The sequence below is a fragment of the Pseudomonas sp. SC3(2021) genome, assembly GCF_019856535.1.
Classification (GTDB): domain Bacteria; phylum Pseudomonadota; class Gammaproteobacteria; order Pseudomonadales; family Pseudomonadaceae; genus Aquipseudomonas; species Aquipseudomonas monsensis.
In genome coordinates this window covers 3,028,885-3,048,184 of the sequence record NZ_CP082236.1, presented here as the reverse complement: position 1 = coordinate 3,048,184, position 19,300 = coordinate 3,028,885, and the positions used below count along the sequence as shown (strand labels likewise).

The window sequence follows — 19,300 nt, the reverse complement described above, 5'->3', positions numbered from 1 at the left end:
CAAGGCTTTGAGCATCTGCGGTTAGTAGCAAAAGGTAGTCAATGATGAGCGCAAGGCACTTTCTCTCCCTGATGGATTGCACGCCCGAAGAGCTGGTCAGCGTGATCCGTCGAGGCGTTGAGCTCAAGGACCTGCGTAACCGCGGCGTACTGTTCGAGCCTCTGAAAAACCGCGTACTGGGGATGATCTTCGAGAAGTCCTCGACCCGCACCCGCATCTCGTTCGAGGCCGGCATGATCCAGCTCGGCGGCCAGGCGATCTTCCTGTCCCCGCGTGACACCCAACTGGGCCGCGGCGAGCCGATCGGCGACTGCGCCATCGTCATGTCGAGCATGCTCGATGCCGTGATGATCCGTACCTTTGCCCACAGCACCCTGACCGAATTCGCCGCCAACTCGCGCGTGCCGGTGATCAACGGCCTGTCCGATGACCTGCACCCGTGCCAGTTGCTGGCCGACATGCAGACCTTCCTCGAACACCGTGGCTCGATCCAGGGCAAGACCGTGGCCTGGATCGGCGACGGCAACAACATGTGCAACAGCTATATAGAAGCGGCGATCCAGTTCGACTTCCAGTTGCGCGTTGCCTGCCCGGAAGGTTATGAGCCGAACCCTGAATTCGTGGCCAAGGCCGGCGATCGCGTGACTATCGTTCGCGATCCAGCCGACGCCGTGCGCGGCGCGCATCTAGTGAGCACCGACGTCTGGACTTCGATGGGCCAGGAAGAGGAAACTGCCAAGCGCCTCAAGCTGTTCGCGCCGTTCCAGGTCAACCGTGCCTTGCTCGACCTCGCTGCCGAGGACGTGCTGTTCATGCACTGCTTGCCTGCGCACCGTGGCGAAGAAATCAGCCTCGACCTGCTTGATGACCCGCGCTCCGTCGCCTGGGATCAGGCAGAAAACCGTCTCCACGCACAGAAGGCCCTGCTCGAGTTCCTCGTCGAACCGGCATACCACCACGCATGAGCCATGAATTACTGCTGAACCTGCGCAACCTCGCTTGCGGCTATCAAGATCAACGTGTGGTGCAGAACCTCAATCTGCACCTCAACGCCGGTGATATCGGCTGCCTGCTCGGCTCGTCCGGCTGCGGCAAGACCACCACCCTGCGCGCCATCGCCGGATTCGAACCGGTGCACGAAGGGGAAATCACCCTCGGTGGCGAAACCATCTCCAGTGCCGGGTACACCCTGGCTCCGGAGAAACGCCGGATCGGCATGGTGTTCCAGGATTACGCGCTGTTCCCGCACCTGAGTGTCGCCGACAACATCGCCTTCGGCATTCGCAAGCACCCGAACAAGGAGCGTGTCACCGAAGAGTTGCTGGAACTGGTCAACCTGAAGAACCTCGGCAAACGCTTCCCCCACGAGTTGTCCGGTGGTCAGCAACAGCGCGTCGCCCTGGCCCGCGCCCTCGCGCCGGAGCCGCAACTGCTGTTGCTCGACGAGCCGTTCTCCAACCTCGACGGCGAGCTGCGGCGCAAGCTCAGCCACGAAGTCCGCGACATCCTCAAGGCCCGTGGTACCAGTGCGATTCTGGTGACCCACGACCAGGAAGAAGCCTTCGCCGTGAGCGATCACGTCGGCGTCTTCAAGGAAGGTCGGCTGGAACAGTGGGACACGCCCTACAACCTGTATCACGAACCGGCGACGCCGTTTGTGGCCAGTTTCATTGGCCAGGGTTACTTCATTCGCGGCCAGCTCGGCAGTCCGGAGTCGGTGCACACCGAGCTCGGCGAACTGCGTGGCAACCGGGCCTACACCTGGCCGGTGGGCGGCGCGGTGGATGTGCTGTTGCGTCCGGATGACATCGTTTATGCGCCGGACAGTGCGCTGAAAGCGCGCATCGTCGGCAAGACGTTCCTCGGCGCGTCGACCCTGTATCGCCTGCAACTGCCGACCGGCGCGCAGCTGGAGTCGATCTTCCCGAGCCATGCCGACCATCAGGTGGGTGCTGAGGTGGGGATTCGCGTATCCGCCGAACATCTGGTGTTGTTCCAGGCTTCGGGCAGCACTGCCGCACAAATGCCAACCGTGGAAAACGGCGTGCGCCGCTACAGCACCGCCCTCTGATCCAGCACCATCGCCCTGTAGGAGTGAGCCTGCTCGCGATAGCGACCGCTATCGCGAGCAGGCTCACTCCTACAGGTGTTTTGGGTTAGCCCAGCATCAAGGTGCCGCTCGCAACGAGCGTCGCATTGCCGCCAATCTTCACCCGCTCCCCTTCCAGCCGACAAAACAGTTCCCCGCCCCGCGCCGAGCGCTGGCACGCCGTCAGGCTCGACTTGCCCAGACGTGCAGACCAGTAGGGAATCAGGCTGCAATGGGTCGAACCGGTCACCGGGTCTTCGTTGATGCCGATCGCCGGGGCGAAGTAGCGCGAGACGAAATCATGCTGATTGCCCCGCGCGGTGACGATCGCGCCGAGCCACGGCAGTTTTGCCAGTGCAACCATGTCCGGTGTGCAGTCGAGCACCGCTTGCTCCGACTCCAGCACCACGAACAGCTCGTTGGAACCGAGCACGTCCACCGCCTCGACGCCCAGCGCGCGTTCGACATCCAGTGTCACGCCAATCTCTGACGGCACGATGGAGGGGAAATCCAGCCACAGGCGATCGCCTTCGCGGGTCACACTCAACGGTCCGGACTTGCAGATGAAGTCCAGACGTTCGGCGTTTTCCTGGTAGATCTCGAACAACACATAGGCGCTGGCCAGCGTCGCATGCCCGCACAAGGGTACTTCGGTGGTCGGGGTAAACCAGCGGATGTGCCACGCAGCGCCTTCGCGCACCACGAATGCCGTTTCCGCCAGGTTGTGCTCGGCGGCGATTTTTTGCATCAACTCGTCCGCCAGCCAGGTATCGAGCCGATAAACCATGGCCGGGTTGCCACTGAATGGCCGATCGCTGAATGCGTCGACCTGATGAAACTCGAGCTGCATAACCTACTCCCTGAAGTTCGTCGGCAGAGCATGCAGTCCCGGCCGGATCAGCGCCAGTCACAGAACCGGCGAATTTTCTTCATACAGCGGTCAAGACTAGGCGCGGCCGATATCGGCGAAGGTGGCCCGGGTGTGCTCAGCGAGAACGGCAGGCGCCAGTTCGACTTCCAACCCACGCCGGCCAGCGCTGACATAGATAGTCGAAAAGCCTTGAGCCGAGTTATCGATAAAGGTGCGCAGGCGTTTCTTCTGCCCCAGCGGACTGATACCGCCCAACAGATAACCGGTGGAACGCTGTGCGGCAGCAGGGTCAGCCATCTCGACTTTTTTTACCCCGGCAGCGTGGGCCAGGCCCTTGAGGTCGAGGCTTCCGACGACCGGCACCACCGCCACCAGCAATTCCCCCTTTTCACTGGCTGCCAGCAGCGTCTTGAACACCTGCGCCGGCGCCAGCGCCAGTTTTTCCGCGGCCTCCAGCCCATAGGACGCGGCCTTCGGGTCATGTTCGTAACTGTGCACGCGATGTTCGGCACGAACTTTTTTCAACAAGTCCAACGCAGGGGTCATGGCAGCTCCAGGCTTGGCAGACAGAGAAAATCCTGCGCCGGATTCTAGGCGATCGGCTCACAAAAGGCTCTATTCCAAGCCACGTTTCCCGTGGCCTCCAGCTTTTCTGGGGGCGGGTTGAGGACTGCCGGCGAAGAATCATTCACACCGCCAATAGTTTAATTGTGACCGACGGTTCACTTTCGACCTTTGACAGGTTTGTTTCTTGTCTATATTTTTTCGAATCTGAATAATGTAAGAATTATCATCTCCGCAGCACCCAGCAGTAAACCGGGAACAGGATGGGGATCCTGCCCCGGGGAAAATCGCGCTCTGCCCTGACGGCAAACGCGCCAGACAACAACAAAAAACGAGGTTTTCAATGACAACTGCTTTACAGCAACCATCGCTTTCAAGCCAATGCATGGCCGAGTTTCTGGGGACTGCACTGCTGATCTTTTTCGGCACCGGTTGTGTCGCCGCGCTCAAAGTCGCAGGTGCCAGCTTCGGTCTGTGGGAAATCAGCATCATCTGGGGCGTCGGCGTGAGCATGGCGATCTACTTGACCGCCGGCGTTTCCGGCGCGCACCTGAACCCCGCCGTGAGCATCGCCCTGAGCATTTTCGCTGACTTCGAAAAGCGCAAACTGCCGTTCTATATCCTCGCGCAAATTGCCGGCGCCTTCTGCGGCGCGCTGTTGGTCTACACGCTGTACAGCAACCTGTTTTTCGATTACGAACAAACCCACCACATGATTCGCGGCTCGGCGGCGAGCCTGGAGCTGGCCTCGGTATTCTCGACTTTCCCTAATCCTGTGCTGTCCACCGCCCAGGCATTTCTGGTCGAGGTGATCATCACCGCGATCCTGATGGGCGTGATCATGTCCCTGACTGATGACAACAACGGCCTGCCGAAAGGCCCGCTGGCGCCGCTGCTGATCGGTTTGCTGATCGCGGTGATCGGCAGCTCGATGGGCCCGCTGACCGGCTTCGCGATGAACCCGGCCCGTGACTTCGGTCCTAAACTGATGACTTTCTTCGCTGGCTGGGGTGAAATTTCCTTCACGGGCGGCCGCGATATTCCGTACTTCCTGATTCCGATTTTTGCACCGATTGTCGGTGCCTGCCTCGGCGCTGCCGGGTACCGCGGGCTCATTGCCCGTCACCTGACCGGCGCCACACCTGCTACAAAGGATGCAGAACCGGCCATTGACGGCAAACCAAGAACTTCTTGAAACAGTCGGCGCGGGTTCCTGCCCATTTAGAGCCCGCGCCACGGCCCACTCTCCCTTATTTCGTCCAAGGCAATCGACATGACCGACATTCAGAATAAGAACTACATCATTGCCCTCGATCAGGGTACGACCAGCTCCCGCGCGATCATTTTCGACCGCGACGCGAACGTGGTCTGCACCGCGCAGCGCGAATTCGCCCAGCATTACCCGCAAGCCGGCTGGGTCGAACACGACCCGATGGAAATCTTCGCCACCCAGAGTGCGGTGATGGTTGAAGCGCTGGCCCAGGCCGGTCTGCATCACGATCAGGTGGCTGCCATCGGCATCACCAACCAGCGCGAAACCACCGTGGTCTGGGACAAGACCACCGGCCGCCCGGTGTACAACGCCATCGTCTGGCAGTGCCGCCGCAGCACCGAGATCTGCCAGCAGCTCAAGCGCGACGGTCACGAAGACTACATCCGTGACAACACCGGTCTGGTTACCGACCCGTACTTCTCCGGCACCAAACTGAAGTGGATCCTCGACAACGTCGAAGGCAGCCGCGAGCGTGCGCGCAACGGCGAACTGCTGTTCGGCACCGTCGATAGCTGGCTGATCTGGAAATTCACTGGCGGCAAGGTACACGTCACCGACTACACCAACGCCTCGCGCACCATGCTCTTCAACATTCACTCGCTGGAGTGGGATTCGAAGATGCTGGAAATCCTCGACATCCCGCGCGAGATGCTTCCGGAAGTGAAGGCGTCTTCGGAAATCTACGGTCGCACCAAGAGCGGCATCGCCATCGGCGGTATCGCCGGTGACCAGCAAGCGGCACTGTTCGGCCAGATGTGCGTCGAACCTGGCCAGGCGAAAAACACCTACGGCACCGGCTGCTTCCTGCTGATGAACACCGGCGACAAAGCGGTGAAATCCCGGCACGGCATGCTCACCACCATCGCTTGCGGCCCGCGTGGCGAAGTTGCTTACGCACTGGAAGGCGCGGTGTTCAACGGCGGTTCGACCGTGCAGTGGCTGCGTGATGAACTGAAGATCATCAACGACGCCCACGACACCGAATACTTCGCCAACAAGGTCAAGGACAGCAACGGCGTGTACCTGGTGCCGGCCTTTACCGGTCTGGGCGCGCCGTACTGGGACCCGTATGCCCGTGGCGCGCTGTTCGGCCTGACCCGTGGCGTACGTGTGGATCACATCATCCGCGCCGCGCTGGAGTCGATCGCCTACCAGACCCGCGACGTGCTCGACGCCATGCAACAGGACTCCGGCGAACGCCTCAAGGCCCTGCGTGTGGACGGCGGCGCGGTGGCGAACAACTTCCTCATGCAGTTCCAGGCCGACATCCTCGGCACCCAGGTCGAGCGCCCGCAAATGCGCGAAACCACGGCACTCGGCGCCGCGTATCTGGCCGGTCTGGCGTGCGGTTTCTGGGGCAGCCTGGACGAACTGCGTGGCAAAGCGGTGATCGAGCGCGAGTTCGAGCCAAGCCTGGACGAAGTCGAGAAAGAGAAACTCTACAAAGGCTGGAAAAAAGCCGTCAGCCGTACCCGTGACTGGGCGCGTGAAGACGCTGAATAAGCCAACCTGAGTACTCGTATCTGTATGTAACTGGTCGGGAGGAGATTCCTGCGGCATCATGGGCAAATTTTGCACGGCAGCCCAAAGGAAGCCCCATGAATCTGCCTCCCCGTCAGCAGCAAATCCTCGAGCTGGTCCGCGAACGCGGCTATGTGAGCATCGAGGAAATGGCCACGCTGTTCGTTGTTACCCCGCAAACCATCCGCCGCGACATCAATCAGCTCGCGGAAGGCAATCTGTTGCGTCGCTACCATGGCGGTGCAGCCTACGATTCCAGCGTCGAAAACACCGCCTACGCGATGCGCGCCGATCAGATGCGCGATGAAAAACAACGCATCGGTGAAGCCATCGCCGCACAGATTCCCGATCACGCCTCGCTGTTCATCAATATCGGCACAACGACCGAATCGATTGCCCGCGCCCTGCTCAATCACAACCATCTGAAAATCATCACCAACAACCTGCACGTGGCGTCGATGCTCAGTGCCAAGGATGATTTTGATGTGCTGCTGACCGGCGGCAACGTGCGCCGTGACGGCGGTGTGGTGGGTCAGGCGAGCGTGGATTTCATCAATCAGTTCAAGGTCGATTTCGCCCTGGTCGGCATCAGCGGGATCGACGAAGACGGCAGCCTGCTCGACTTCGACTATCAGGAAGTGCGGGTTTCCCAGGCGATCATCGCCAATGCACGGCAGGTGATTCTCGCGGCGGACTCGAGCAAGTTCGGACGCAACGCGATGATTCGTCTCGGGCCGATCAGCCTGATCGATTGCCTGGTTACCGATCAGCAGCCGGTGCCGGCTCTGGCGCAGTTGTTGAGTCAGCACAAGATTCGTCTGGAAGTGGTTTAACCCCCCTCAGCATTCCCCTGTGGTGAGGGGATTTATCCCCGTTGGGCTGCGAAGCGGCCCCCCTCCCCCTGTCAAAGTCGAACCTCATTGCATGGTTCTGGGACTGCTTCGCAGTCCTTCGGGGATAAATCCCCTCGCCACACTGGTTTTTCTCCGCCTGTTAATGTTCGAAAATTTTCTTTTAACCGCCCTTCGATGAGTTTTTTCAATCGAAGTCGACTGGCTGTGCGCGTGTTTATCGGCTACCATTTTCGCAAATGAACATTAATGTTCGATTTCCAAACAGAAAATCAAAAGAGCCCGAGGCCAGCCGATGTCCACATCTACCTTGCGTACGCCCCCTCTCTCCGAGATCTACGACATTGCCGTGATCGGCGGCGGGATCAATGGCGTGGGGATCGCAGCGGATGCCGCCGGTCGCGGTCTCTCGGTGTTCCTTTGCGAAAAGGACGACCTCGCCAGCCACACCTCGTCGGCCAGCAGCAAGCTGATCCACGGTGGCTTGCGTTACCTCGAACATTACGAATTCCGTCTGGTGCGTGAAGCACTGGCCGAGCGCGAAGTGCTGCTGGCCAAGGCGCCGCATATCGTCAAGCCGATGCGCTTTGTACTGCCGCACCGTCCGCACCTGCGTCCGGCGTGGATGATTCGCGCGGGCCTGTTCCTGTATGACAACCTCGGCAAGCGCGAAAAACTGCCAGGCTCGAAAAGCCTGAAGTTCGGCGCCGACAGTGCGCTGAAAAGCGAAATCAAAAAAGGCTTCGAATACTCCGACTGCTGGGTCGATGACGCCCGCCTCGTCGTACTCAATGCGATGGCCGCCCGGGAAAAAGGCGCCCACGTTCATACCCAGACCCGTTGCGTCAGCGCCCGTCGCGCCAAGGGCCTGTGGCACCTGAACCTGGAACGTGCCGACGGCAGCCTGTTTTCGATCACCGCCAAAGCGCTGGTGAACGCGGCCGGTCCGTGGGTTGCCAAGTTCATCCGTGACGACCTGAAAATGGAATCGCCGTACGGCATCCGTCTGATTCAGGGCAGCCACATCATCGTGCCGAAGCTGTACGAAGGTGAGCACGCGCACATTCTGCAAAACGAAGATCAGCGCATCGTCTTCACCATTCCGTACCTGAACCACTTCACCCTGATCGGCACCACCGACCGTGAATACACCGGCGACCCGGCGAAAGTGGCGATCACCGACGGTGAAACCGACTACCTGCTGAAAGTGGTCAACGCCCACTTCAAAAAGCAGCTCAGCCGCGACGACATCCAGCACAGCTACTCGGGCGTCCGTCCGCTGTGCAACGACGAATCCGACAACCCGTCGGCCGTGACCCGCGATTACACCCTGGCGTTGTCCGGTGGCGGCGAAGAGGCGCCACTGCTGTCGGTGTTCGGCGGCAAGCTGACCACTTACCGCAAACTGGCTGAATCGGCGATGGCGCAACTGCTGCCGTTCTTCACCCAGATGCGCCCGAGCTGGACCGCCACGGCGACCCTGCCCGGCGGCGAAGACATGAGCACCCCGCAGGCCTTGTGCGCGCAGATTCGCGACAAGTTCGACTTCGTTCCGACCGAGATCGCCCGCCGCTGGTCCACCACCTACGGCAGCCGCACCTGGCGCATGCTTGAAGGCGTGGACAGCCTCGCCGACATGGGCGAACACCTGGGCGGCGGGCTCTACACCCGTGAAGTCGATTATCTGTGCAGCGAAGAGTGGGCGACCACGGCCCATGACATCCTGTGGCGTCGCAGCAAGCTGGGGCTGTTCACCACCCCGGCCGAACAGGAAAAACTGGCGGCGTATCTGGGCAAGGTCGAGCTGAATCGCAAGATCGAAGCGGCCTGATTCCCAAGACATCGCTTGCATGACAAGCCCCTGAATCGTGAGATTCAGGGGCTTTTTCACATCTGCAGAGCCGTGGCGTGGGGATTTATCCCCTCGCCACCATGCATGACTGAGTCACTGGGCCAGATGCAACAGCAGAAAATCAATGAACGCCCGCGACTTGTGCGGCAGATGCGGGCTGTTGGGGAACACCACGTTGATCGATTGCGACGGCAGCGAATACGAAGGCAGCAAGCGCCGCAAACGCCCGCTGGCAATGTCGTCGGCGACCACCCAGGCCGGCAGCACTGAAACGCCGAGTGACGACAGGGTCATCGAACGAATCGCCGTCGAGGAGTTCGATTCGAAGTGGCTGGTGCCGCTGACCTCGACCCCCTGCCCCTGGCTATCGCGCAACGTCCATTGGGTCGGCGCCTGCAAATTGCTGTTGGCAATCCACGACACGTTGTTCAGATCCTGCGGTTCGTTTACCGGATGACGGGCGAGAAATGCCTCGGTGGCCACCAGCACGATTTCATAATCCGCGAGCTTGCGGCTTTTGAACGCGGAGTCCGCCAAGTTGCCCAGGCGAATTACCAGATCGAGCTTTTCCGCGACCAGATCGTTCAACGAAGAGTTGAAGTTATAGCACAGGCGAATTTCCGGATAACGCTCGGAGAACAGCGGAATCAACGGCAGGATATATTTTTCACCGTACTCGCTGGTTGAACTTATCCGCAACTTTCCGGAGACCCGGTTATTACCTTTCAGGACATTATCAAAGGCATTATCAATATCCGCGACAATGCCCTTGAACTCCTCATAAAACTCCTGCCCTATTTCGGTCAGCGATATATTGCGGGTATTGCGGATCAATAGCGTGGCCGACAAGACTTCTTCCAGCGCCTTGACATGCAGGCTGGCCATGGCTTTGCTGATACTCAGGTAATTCGCGGCTTTGGTGTAAGAACCAAAATCCACCACCGCAAGAAACGTCTGGACCCGATTAAGATGAGAGTGCATCGCGCTATGGCTCACTGTTAAATCCTGTCAAACATTGTTTTAAGCATAGTCGTATCGACACTTCAAGTCCATCGCCCCTATGCTGCGCGGCAAAGGGGATACAACATGAACTATCGCTATAAGATCGCGCTGATCTTTCTGATCGGCTTTTTTATTGACTGTATAAACATCTTTATGTCGGCTGTGGCATTGCCGAGTATATCGGCAACTTTGCAAGTCAGTACTTCGTCGGTGGCGTGGGTCGCCAATGCTTATATTCTCGGCCTGACCCTGATTATTCCGGTGAGCACCTGGCTGGCGGGGCGCTTTGGCAGCCGCGAAATTCTCACGCTGTCGATGCTGGTCTTCAGCGGTGCAGTGTGGATGTGCGGGATGGCCGACAGTTTCCATGAACTGGTGATCTGGCGTTTCCTCCAGGGCATTGGTGGTGGTCTGCTGATTCCGGTGGGCCAGGCGCTGACCTTCAACCTGTTCCAGGGTGAGCAACGGGCGAAGATTTCCACGCTGGTGATGGCGGTCGCGCTGATTGCACCGGCCATTTCGCCGACTGTCGGCGGCATCATCGTCGACAGCAGTTCGTGGCGCTGGGTGTTCTACAGCAACATCCCGTTCTCGCTGATCGCCGCCGGGCTGTCGTGGTTCTGGATCAAGGAAGCCAAGCCCGCCAGCCTGCCGCGTCCGGACATCCGAGGGTTGTTGCTGGTCAGCGCCGCGCTGGCCAGTCTATTGATGGGCATGTCGCTGTACGGCGGCGATTACCCGGCGCTGGCCGCACTGATCTGCGTGGCGGCGGGCCTGCTGTTCATCGCCCTGTACCTGCTGCACTACCGGCGCTGCAACAACGCGATCATCGAACTGAACCTGCTGAAAAGCAAAAAGCTCAGCACCTCGATCTTCATCTATTACGCGATTCCCGGCGTGTTCACCGGGGTCAACCTGATGAGCATTTTCTTTCTGCAGAACACCCTGCACTTCAGCGCCCGGCTGACGGGGATGTTCATGATCCTCTATGCCATCGGCGCCTTCATCGCGATGACGATTTGCGGTCGGGTCTACAACCGGGTCGGCGCCAAACGCCTGTTCACCCTCGGCATGCTGTTACACAGCGCCGGCATCGCCACGCTGCTGCTGGTCAATGCGCCGACGGACCTGTGGGTCATCGTGATCGCCTACAGCCTGATGGGCATCGGCGGCGGCATCGGCGCCAACACCGCGCAGACCACCTCGCTGATGGACTTTGCCGGCGGCGACACGCACAAGGCCAGCGTGATCTGGAACATCAACCGACAGATGTCCTTCAGCCTCGGTGCCGCGCTGTTTCTGATGATCTTCAATGTGCTGCTCAAGCAGTTCGATACCACGGCGGCCTACCACGCGACGTTCGCGATTGCGGCGCTGGTCGGGCTGTTCCCGCTGTTTCAGATGAGTCAATTGAACCCTCCAAAGGAATGCCATGAACAACAACCTGGTTGAACGAGCGCAACACAGTATTCACCACGTGCATGACCTGATTCACCGCGTCTTCACCGATGCCGACGGCACCGGAGCCGCCACCGTCGCGCCGCTGATGGCGGTGTTCGCCGAGCACTTCAGCATGGTCACCACCGCGGCCGCCATCGTCGGCCGCGCGCAGGTCGAGCAACTGTTCACCGGCGCGGTCGGTGCCCGCAAAGGCCTGGAAATCCTGATCAGCGATCTGCACACGGTCTGGCACGAAGGCGCGACCGTGGCGCTGCGCTACAAGGAAACCCATCGCCTGAACCAGCGCGAAACCTCGCGCATTTCGGTCGCGATCCTGCGGGTCCAGCACCACGACGTTCAGTGGCTGTACCTGCACGAAACACCGCTGAGCCAGGAAACGCCTGCATGAAGTTCACCGTCACACATTGCCGGATGCTCTCGGCGTCAATCAAGGAAGTCACCGTCAGCGGCCCGGCTTCGCTGATCGCGATGAGCCACGCCGGTGCGCATTTCAAATGGCTGATCCCGGGGCTGAATGATCCTCGGCATTATTCGACCGTGCATCTGGACGAGGCCGGGGACGGCCGGTTCACCTTCGCCATCCGCCTCTCGCCGGACTCCGTCAGCAGCCAGTACATCCGCGCCCTGGCCGTCGATGACAGCGTGGAACTGGAAGGCCCGTTAAACACCTTCAACTACCCGCTGAGCGTCACCAGCGGTCGCGACATCGCGATTGCCGGCGGCATCGGCATCACGCCGTTGACCGGCATCCTGCGTCACCTGGCTGCGCTGCAGCGTCCAGCGCACCTGCATTACTTCGCCAAGAGCGTTGACGACGCGGTCTACGCCAGCCACCTGCAAGAACACCTTCAGGAACGCATGCAACTGCACCTGTCGGGCCATCGTCCGGCAATCGCTGACGTGCTCGCCGACCTGCGCGCCGACGACCGTCTGTATGTCTGCGGCCCGGCGGCAATGCTCGGCGAGGTGCTCAGCCATGCCGAACGTGCGGGTCTGGCCCGCGACCAGATCCATCTGGAGGTGTTCAACGTCGCCCGCGACAGCGCCGCGCAAGGTTGCGTCATCGACGCGGCGGACTCCGGCGTCAGCGTCGAGGTCGGCCCGCAGCAGTCGTTGCTCGAAGCCCTGGAAGCTGCCGGGCTCGATCCGCTTTACGACTGCCGTCGCGGCGAATGCGGCGTCTGCGCACTGGATGTACTGGAAGGCGAAGTCGATCACCGCGACTTCATCATGAGCGAACAGGAAGCGGCCTGCAGTGCGCGGATCTATCCCTGCGTATCTCGCGCGAAAAGCCCCCGCCTGAAGCTGGCGATCTGAAGAGGACACCCCGTTGGACAACTATTTCAATGGCAGAGAAGTGCATAAATCTCTGTTCCTTGATCAGTCTCTATTCGAACAGGAACAGCAGCGGGTTTTCGCCGCGAGCTGGTGTTACCTGGGCCACGACAGCCTGATCCCCGAGACCGGTGACTACTTCACCACCACCCTGGCCCAACAGCCGCTGGCGATGATTCGACAGAAGAGTGGCGAGATCAAAGTCCTGCACAACCGCTGCCCGCACAAAGGCGTGAAGGTGCTGGCCGAAGCACGCGGCAATGTCGGGCGCTTCATGCGTTGCCCGTACCACGCCTGGACGTTCAAGACCGACGGCGAATTGCTGAGCATTCCGGTGAAAAAGGAATACGACGACTGCGACCTGAGCAGTTGTTCGGCGCACAAAGGCATGCGTGCGGTGACGGCGGTGCGCAACTATCGCGGCTTCGTGTTCGTGCGCCTGACGGAAGAAGGCGTCGGTTTCGACGAGTTCTTCGGTGAGTCACTGTCGACCCTGGACAACATGGTCATGCGCTCGCCCCAGGGCCAGTTGAAGGTCATCGGCCAGCCGTTGCTGCACCGCCATCGCTGCAACTGGAAGATGGTCGTCGACAACCAGACCGACACCTGCCACCCGATGATCGCCCACGAGTCCTCGGCCGGCGAAGCGATTCGCTTGTGGAAAGACACCGGCGACCAAGGCAAGCCGCCGATGGCGGTCGAACTGTTCTCGCCGTTCATGGCGTCCTACGAGTTTTTCGCCGGCATGGGCATTCGGGTCTGGCCCAACGGCCACGGGCACACCGGGGTCAGCAACTCGATCCACAAGGCCTACACCGATATCCCTGGGTACTGGGAACTGATGGTGGAAAGCTACGGCGAAGACCAGGCCCGGGCGATCCTCGACGACACCCGCCACAACACCGTGTATTTCCCCAACCTGATGGTCAAGGGACCGATCCAGACGCTGCGCGTGATCAAACCGGTCAGTGCCCGGGAAACCATCGTCGAGTCGTGGATCTTCGAGCTGCAAGGCGCCCCGGTGCAGTTGCTGGAAAGAACCGTGCAGTACAACAACCTGATCAACTCACCGTGTTCGATGGTCGCCCACGATGACGTGGAAATGTACGAGCGGGCAATGGAAGGGCTGGGCAGCGACGCCAACGAATGGGTCAACGTCGCCCGGCTGTTCACCCCGCACGAAGCCTATGCGCAAACCCAGGTGGTGTCCGGCACCAGCGAAATGGCGATGCGCAATTTCTATAACAGCTGGCAACACTTGATGCGGGATGACCATGCAACACGATCAATCTAATCAGCACGCCATCGAGCAACTGATCGACACCGAACTGCACTTGCTCGACCAACAGGATTTCGACGCCTGGCAACAACTGCTCAGCGACGATTACACCTACTGGATTCCAATGACCCGCGAACAGCGCAGCCCGTTGCACGAGTCCTCGCTGGTGTATGAGGACCGCTTCCTGACTACGCTGCGCATCAACCGGCTGGCCAATGCGCGCAACTTTTCCCAGCAGCCCAAGAGCCGCTGCCTGCACATCGCGCAGCGTCCGCGGATCACGGTTGATGAGGCCTCGTTCAGCGCCTTCGCCAGTTCCAACATGCTCTATTGCGAGGCCCGCAGCGACAGTGAATGGCACTACCCGGTCACCGTCGAGCACCGACTGATCAATATCGACGGCACGTGGAAAATCCATGGCAAGAAGATTCTCTTGCTCAACCCCGCACGCGCCCTTGAAAGCCTGCAACTCATTATCTGATCGACCGAGAATTTCCCCTGTGAACCCTATTCCCAACGGCTCCAACCAGGCGTCCGCGTGCCTGTCTTTTCCCTACGTCGATCTGCTCTATGACTATGGCCAGTTCCTGCGCAATGCCGATGAAGCGATCGGTTACCTGCCGGCCGAATCCGCCGAAAAGCACATCGGCATCGTCGGTGCCGGCCTCAGCGGGCTGGTCGCGGCCTACGAATTGCTGCGCGCCGGTGCGCGCCGCGTCACCCTGTTCGAAGCCGAGCCGGAACACGTCGGCGGGCGCTTGCTGACCCAGTGCTTTGACGAAGAACAGCCACAATTCATCGCCGAAATGGGCGCAATGCGCTTTCCGCCCAGTGAAGTCGGGTTGTTTCATTACCTCAATCGTTTCGGCATCCAGACCACCGAAGCGTTTCCCGACCCGGGCGTCGTCGACACCGAAATCCACTACCGTGGCGAGGCCCATCACTGGGCGGCGCTGCAGCCACCGCCGGCGCTGTTCAGCACCGTGCACCAGGGCTGGGTGGCGTTTCTTCGCGAAGGCGTGACCCTCGATGACGGCACGTGCCTGGCACCGCCACTGCTGCTGACCGAACTGCTCAAACGGCACAACTACTGCGAAGTGCAGCCCGAGTGGCAACGCTACCTGGACTGCTTCGGCGACAGCTCGTTTTACTCGGCGATGGTGCGCATCTTCACCGGCAACAACCCTCCGGGTGGCAAGGCATGGCGCAAGCCCGAGGACTTCCACCTGTTCGGTTCGCTGGGGATTGGCTCCGGCGGTTTCCAGTCGGTGTACCGCGCCTCGTTCACCGAGATCCTGCGGCTGGTGGTCAATGCCCTGGAGGTCAATCAGCGGCTGGTGCCCAACGGCATTTCCTCGCTGGCCGAGCGGATTGCCGACACCGCGTTCAATGGCATTGAGCTGCGCGACATGATCTGCCGCACGCGCATCGAGTCGATCAACAAGGGCGCCAACGGCGAAATCCTGCTGGCCGGCAGCAACGGCGAAACCTACGCCTGCGACCGGGTGATCACCACCACCACGACCCGTGCCCTGCAAGTGAACCTCAAGCTCACGCAGAACCAGGCCTTCGTCAATCGCGACGTGGCGCGGGCGATCAACGAAACCCACATGGTGGGCTCGTCCAAACTGTTCATCCTGACCAAGGACAAGTTCTGGCTCAAACACGGCCTGGCGCAAAACATCCAGACCGACACCCTGGTCAAGGGCGTCTATTGCCTCGACTACGCGCCGCACGACCCGGACTCGTGGGGCGTGGTGCTGATCAGTTACACCTGGGAAGACGACTCGCACAAGATGGTGTCGATGACCGACAAGGTGCAGCGCTGCCTGCGTCTGGTCGACGAACTGGCGATGAGCGCGCCGGAGTTTGCCAGCCACCTGCTGCCGCTGGACGGCGACTACCAGCGCTACGTTCTGGAATACGACTGGCTGACCGACAAACACGCGCTGGGCGCCTTCAAACTGAATTTCCCTGGCGACGACATTTACTCCGAACGCCTGTTCTATCAGTTCCGCACTGCGCTCGATCCGAACCAGGACACCGGCCTGTACCTGGCCGGTTGCGGCGCCTCGTTCACCGGTGGCTGGGCCGAAGGCGCGATTCAAACCGCACTCAACGGCGCCTGTGCGGTGATCAGCAGTCTGGGCGGCGACCTGATTGCCGGTAACCCGCTCGACGACTTGCACTCGCAGTACCGCTACTGCTGATCCCGGCCCTTTCAACCCGAGAATTTTCCATGTACAGCCAGCTTTCCATTGAACAGCTCGTCAACGGATTTCGCAGCGGCCAGCACTGCCCGGACACCTGGCAGCAGGCCCTGCGCGAGCGTCATGCCCAGGTGCAACACCTCAACAGTTTCATCACGTTCGACCCGGCAGCGCTCAAGACCGACGGTATCGCACGCGACAGCGCGCTGTACGGTTTGCCCGTGTCGTTCAAAGACAACATCAACGTCAGCGGCATGCCGACCACCGCCGGCACACCCGGCCTGGCCGACTATGTACCACAGGTGGACGCCGGTATTGTCCAGCGCTTCAAACACCTCGGTGCGCGGGTGGTGGGCAAGAACAACATGCACGAACTGTCGTTCGGCGTGACGTCGGCCAATCACACCTATGGCGCCGTGCTCAACCCGACCAATCAACGGCACAGTGCCGGCGGCAGCAGCGGCGGTTGTGCCGCCGCCGTCGCCGCCGGCCTGGTACCGTGCGCAGTCGGCACGGACACCGGCGGTTCGGTGCGCATTCCGGCGGCGTTCTGCGGCATCGTCGGCATGCGTCCGACCACGGGCCTCTACCCCGCCGATGGCATCGTTCCGGTGTCGCAGACCAAGGACACTCCGGGCCTGCTGACCCGCACCGTGGAAGACTGCCAGTTCGTTCACGGGCACCTGACCGGCAGCGCACAACAGGCCACAGACCGCCCCTTGCGCATTGGCATCCCCGAGCGCTTTCTCTGGGCCGACCTCGCTGACAATGTGCAGCGCGATTGCCGTGCGGCGATCGACACCCTGGCCGATCGCGGCGTGATCATCGTGCCGGTCGACGACGCCGTGATCGGCGAGATCAACGAAAGCATCCAGTTTCCGTTGCCGATCTACGAGTTTTTCATCGACTTCCCGCGGTTCCTGATGGGACAAGGACGTGGTGCGCAGTTCCTCAATATTCTTGCGCAGATCCGCGATCCGGCGATCAAGAAAATCCTCAATGCCCAACTGGAAAGTCCGGCGATTTCCTACACCGATTACGTGCAGGCGTTGATGAGCAAACTGCGTCTGGAGCAGGAATACCGTGCGCTGCTGGGCAACCACCGACTGGATCTGATCGCTTACCCGACCGTCACGTGCAGCGCGCCGCTGCTCAGCGATTGCTCGGACGAAAACAACTTCGAAGCCTTCGTGCGCAATACCGATCCGGCGAGCAACCTGGCAGCACCTAGCATCAGCATTCCGGTCGCGGCTGCGGGGGGGTTGCCGGTGGGGTTGTCGTTCGATGCATTGCCGGGGCAGGACAGCTTTTTGTTGGCGAATGTGCGGCATCTGACGCACCTGCTCGACATCCGCTGAATAACCATCCTGCACAGAACCCTGTGGGAGCGGGCTTGCCCGCGAAGAGGCCAGCGGCTTCAACATCACTGTTGACAGACCGAGCGCCATCGCGGGCAAGCCCGCTCCCACAGCAACCGTGTCAACCACTGCCATATAACAATTCAAATTGCGGGCCTTGCCATGCGCGTCACCTCAATCTCTTCCGTTCCTGCTGTCGAACGCTCGCCGTCGATCATCGGCGGCGCCATGATCATTGGCGGCACCATCGTCGGTGCGGGCATGTTCTCCTTGCCGGTGGTCATGTCCGGGCTGTGGTTCTACGGCTCGGTCGCCGTGCTGTTGCTGGCCTGGTTCTGCACCTTGCACTCGGGCCTGATGATCCTCGAGGCCAATCTCAACTACCGCGAAGGCGCGAGCTTTTCCACCATCACTCGCGATCTGCTCGGGCGTGGCTGGAGCCGTTTGAACGGCTTGAGCATCGTGTTTGTGCTCTACACCCTGACCTACGCCTATATTTCCGCCAGCGGTTCGGTGATTCATCACACCGCGCAATCGCTGGGCTGGACGCTGTCGTCACGGGCCGGCGGCCTGGGGTTCACCCTGCTGGTGGCGTTTATCGTCTGGCTCAGTACCACGGCGGTGAGCCGGATGACCACGCTGGTGTTCGGCGCCAAAATCCTCGCGTTCTTCCTGACGTTCGGTGGTTTGCTCGGGCATGTGCAAAGCGCCACGCTGCTCAACCTCGACCACGGCGACAACCACTATTGGCCCTACTTGCTGGTGACCCTGCCCTTCTGCCTGACCTCGTTCGGCTTTCACGGCAACGTGCCCAGCCTGATGAAACATTACGGCAAGGACCCACAGCGGATCCGCGCCTGTCTGGTCAGCGGCACCTTGCTCGCACTGGGTCTGTATCTGGTGTGGATGTTGTGCAGCATGGGCAATATTCCCCGGGACGCGTTCAAGGACATCGCCCAGCGCGGCGGCAACATTGATGTATTGATTGGCGCCTTGGGTTCGCGGCTCAACAGCGCCAACATCGACCTGTTGCTGACGTTTTTCTCCAACTTCGCCGTGGCCTGTTCGTTTCTCGGGGTGACCCTGGGGTTGTTCGATTACCTGGCCGATGTGCTCGGCTTCGACGACAGCCCCGCCGGGCGCTTCAAGACCGCCACCGTGACCTTTGCGCCACCGATGCTCTGCGGAGTGCTCTGGCCGGAAGGTTTTATCCATGCCATCGGTTTCGCCGGGCTGGCGGCGACGTTATGGGCGGTGATCACCCCTGCCCTGTTGGCGCGGGCTTCGCGCAAACGCTTCGGCAGCCCGCGCTATCGGGTGTGGGGCGGTACACCGATGATTGGCCTGGTGCTGTTGTTCGGGGCCCTCTGCGCGGTCTCGCACCTGTTGTTCGTGTTTGGCTGGCTCCCGGTCTGGCGCTGAGGCAAAGCGTTCGGTTTTCCGAACACGACTTTACGGTCGATTCGGTAAACCGGATCAGATACGCTGAAAAACACCGCCACAAAAGTTTAATAACGTTATAAAACAACCAGTTAACCATCTACGACTGGTCTGGCACGACTCATGCTCTACACTCTCTCGACGAATGCCTGCAGTGCCAACACTTCAGGAGCCGTCAGGCATTCGAAGCACAA

At 60.5% G+C, this 19,300-nt stretch carries 17 protein-coding genes; 14 read left to right on the top strand and 3 right to left on the bottom strand.

Going from position 1 to position 19,300, the window contains the following annotated elements:
• Nucleotides 1–44 precede the first annotated feature (44 nt).
• The gene (gene argF, locus K5Y35_RS13605; RefSeq protein WP_042704963.1) at nt 45–965 is read left to right on the top strand and encodes an ornithine carbamoyltransferase; all 921 of its coding nucleotides are present in this window, start codon (nt 45–47) and stop codon (nt 963–965) included.
• Nucleotides 962–2,071 carry an ABC transporter ATP-binding protein gene (locus tag K5Y35_RS13600; RefSeq protein ID WP_222834397.1) on the top strand — a complete coding sequence of 370 codons (1,110 nt, stop codon included), beginning with the start codon at nt 962–964 and terminating at the stop codon, nt 2,069–2,071. Before argF ends, K5Y35_RS13600 begins: the two co-directional genes overlap by 4 nt.
• Before the next feature lie 85 nt (nt 2,072–2,156).
• On the opposite strand, the gene K5Y35_RS13595 is transcribed toward K5Y35_RS13600, so the two are convergent.
• A complete protein-coding gene (locus K5Y35_RS13595; RefSeq protein WP_123466224.1) occupies nt 2,157–2,939 on the bottom strand; it encodes a PhzF family phenazine biosynthesis protein in 783 nt (260 codons plus the stop codon).
• 96 nt (nt 2,940–3,035) lie between these two features.
• Nucleotides 3,036–3,506 (bottom strand): Cys-tRNA(Pro) deacylase, encoded by a 471-nt coding sequence (gene ybaK, locus K5Y35_RS13590; RefSeq protein ID WP_186746726.1) that lies wholly within the window; start codon nt 3,504–3,506, stop codon nt 3,036–3,038.
• A 361-nt stretch (nt 3,507–3,867) separates the two neighbouring features.
• Here ybaK and K5Y35_RS13585 point away from each other — a divergent pair, with 361 nt between their 5' ends.
• The 4 genes from K5Y35_RS13585 to glpD all read left to right on the top strand — a co-directional run bounded on the left by K5Y35_RS13585 (nt 3,868) and on the right by glpD (nt 9,000).
• Nucleotides 3,868–4,719: an MIP/aquaporin family protein gene (locus tag K5Y35_RS13585; protein WP_222834396.1), complete on the top strand. Its 852-nt coding sequence runs from the start codon at nt 3,868–3,870 to the stop codon at nt 4,717–4,719.
• Nucleotides 4,720–4,797: 78 nt separating this feature from the next.
• A complete protein-coding gene (gene glpK / locus K5Y35_RS13580; protein ID WP_128616319.1) occupies nt 4,798–6,300 on the top strand; it encodes a glycerol kinase GlpK in 1,503 nt (500 codons plus the stop codon).
• 95 nt (nt 6,301–6,395) lie between these two features.
• The gene (locus K5Y35_RS13575) at nt 6,396–7,151 is read left to right on the top strand and encodes a DeoR/GlpR family transcriptional regulator (RefSeq protein ID WP_222834395.1); all 756 of its coding nucleotides are present in this window, start codon (nt 6,396–6,398) and stop codon (nt 7,149–7,151) included.
• A 313-nt stretch (nt 7,152–7,464) separates the two neighbouring features.
• Nucleotides 7,465–9,000 (top strand): glycerol-3-phosphate dehydrogenase, encoded by a 1,536-nt coding sequence (gene glpD, locus K5Y35_RS13570; protein ID WP_222834394.1) that lies wholly within the window; start codon nt 7,465–7,467, stop codon nt 8,998–9,000.
• A 114-nt stretch (nt 9,001–9,114) separates the two neighbouring features.
• Here the strand turns inward: glpD and K5Y35_RS13565 are convergent, their stop codons facing one another.
• Nucleotides 9,115–10,002, bottom strand: coding sequence for a LysR family transcriptional regulator (locus tag K5Y35_RS13565; protein ID WP_123466214.1), 888 nt, complete (start codon nt 10,000–10,002; stop codon nt 9,115–9,117).
• A 105-nt stretch (nt 10,003–10,107) separates the two neighbouring features.
• On the opposite strand from K5Y35_RS13565, the gene K5Y35_RS13560 reads away from it, so the two are divergent.
• From K5Y35_RS13560 to mtr, 8 genes are all read left to right on the top strand, one after another.
• Nucleotides 10,108–11,475 carry an MFS transporter gene (locus tag K5Y35_RS13560; protein ID WP_222834393.1) on the top strand — a complete coding sequence of 456 codons (1,368 nt, stop codon included), beginning with the start codon at nt 10,108–10,110 and terminating at the stop codon, nt 11,473–11,475.
• Nucleotides 11,456–11,872 carry a DUF4440 domain-containing protein gene (locus K5Y35_RS13555; RefSeq protein ID WP_123466210.1) on the top strand — a complete coding sequence of 139 codons (417 nt, stop codon included), beginning with the start codon at nt 11,456–11,458 and terminating at the stop codon, nt 11,870–11,872. The genes K5Y35_RS13560 and K5Y35_RS13555 overlap by 20 nt, the downstream gene beginning before the upstream one ends.
• Complete coding sequence (locus tag K5Y35_RS13550) at nt 11,869–12,801, top strand: flavin reductase family protein (protein ID WP_123466208.1); 933 nt, start codon at nt 11,869–11,871, stop codon at nt 12,799–12,801. The genes K5Y35_RS13555 and K5Y35_RS13550 overlap by 4 nt, the downstream gene beginning before the upstream one ends.
• Nucleotides 12,802–12,841: 40 nt before the next feature.
• On the top strand, nt 12,842–14,113 hold the full coding sequence (locus K5Y35_RS13545) for a Rieske 2Fe-2S domain-containing protein (RefSeq protein WP_261991741.1): 1,272 nt from the start codon (nt 12,842–12,844) through the stop codon (nt 14,111–14,113).
• Nucleotides 14,094–14,579: an aromatic-ring-hydroxylating dioxygenase subunit beta gene (locus K5Y35_RS13540; protein ID WP_123466355.1), complete on the top strand. Its 486-nt coding sequence runs from the start codon at nt 14,094–14,096 to the stop codon at nt 14,577–14,579. Before K5Y35_RS13545 ends, K5Y35_RS13540 begins: the two co-directional genes overlap by 20 nt.
• Before the next feature lie 19 nt (nt 14,580–14,598).
• A complete protein-coding gene (locus K5Y35_RS13535; protein ID WP_222834391.1) occupies nt 14,599–16,308 on the top strand; it encodes an NAD(P)/FAD-dependent oxidoreductase in 1,710 nt (569 codons plus the stop codon).
• A gap of 29 nt (nt 16,309–16,337) precedes the next feature.
• Nucleotides 16,338–17,666: an amidase family protein gene (locus K5Y35_RS13530; RefSeq protein WP_222834390.1), complete on the top strand. Its 1,329-nt coding sequence runs from the start codon at nt 16,338–16,340 to the stop codon at nt 17,664–17,666.
• Between the two features lie 162 nt (nt 17,667–17,828).
• Nucleotides 17,829–19,088 (top strand): tryptophan permease, encoded by a 1,260-nt coding sequence (mtr, locus tag K5Y35_RS13525; RefSeq protein WP_123466200.1) that lies wholly within the window; start codon nt 17,829–17,831, stop codon nt 19,086–19,088.
• Nucleotides 19,089–19,300: the final 212 nt, after the last annotated feature.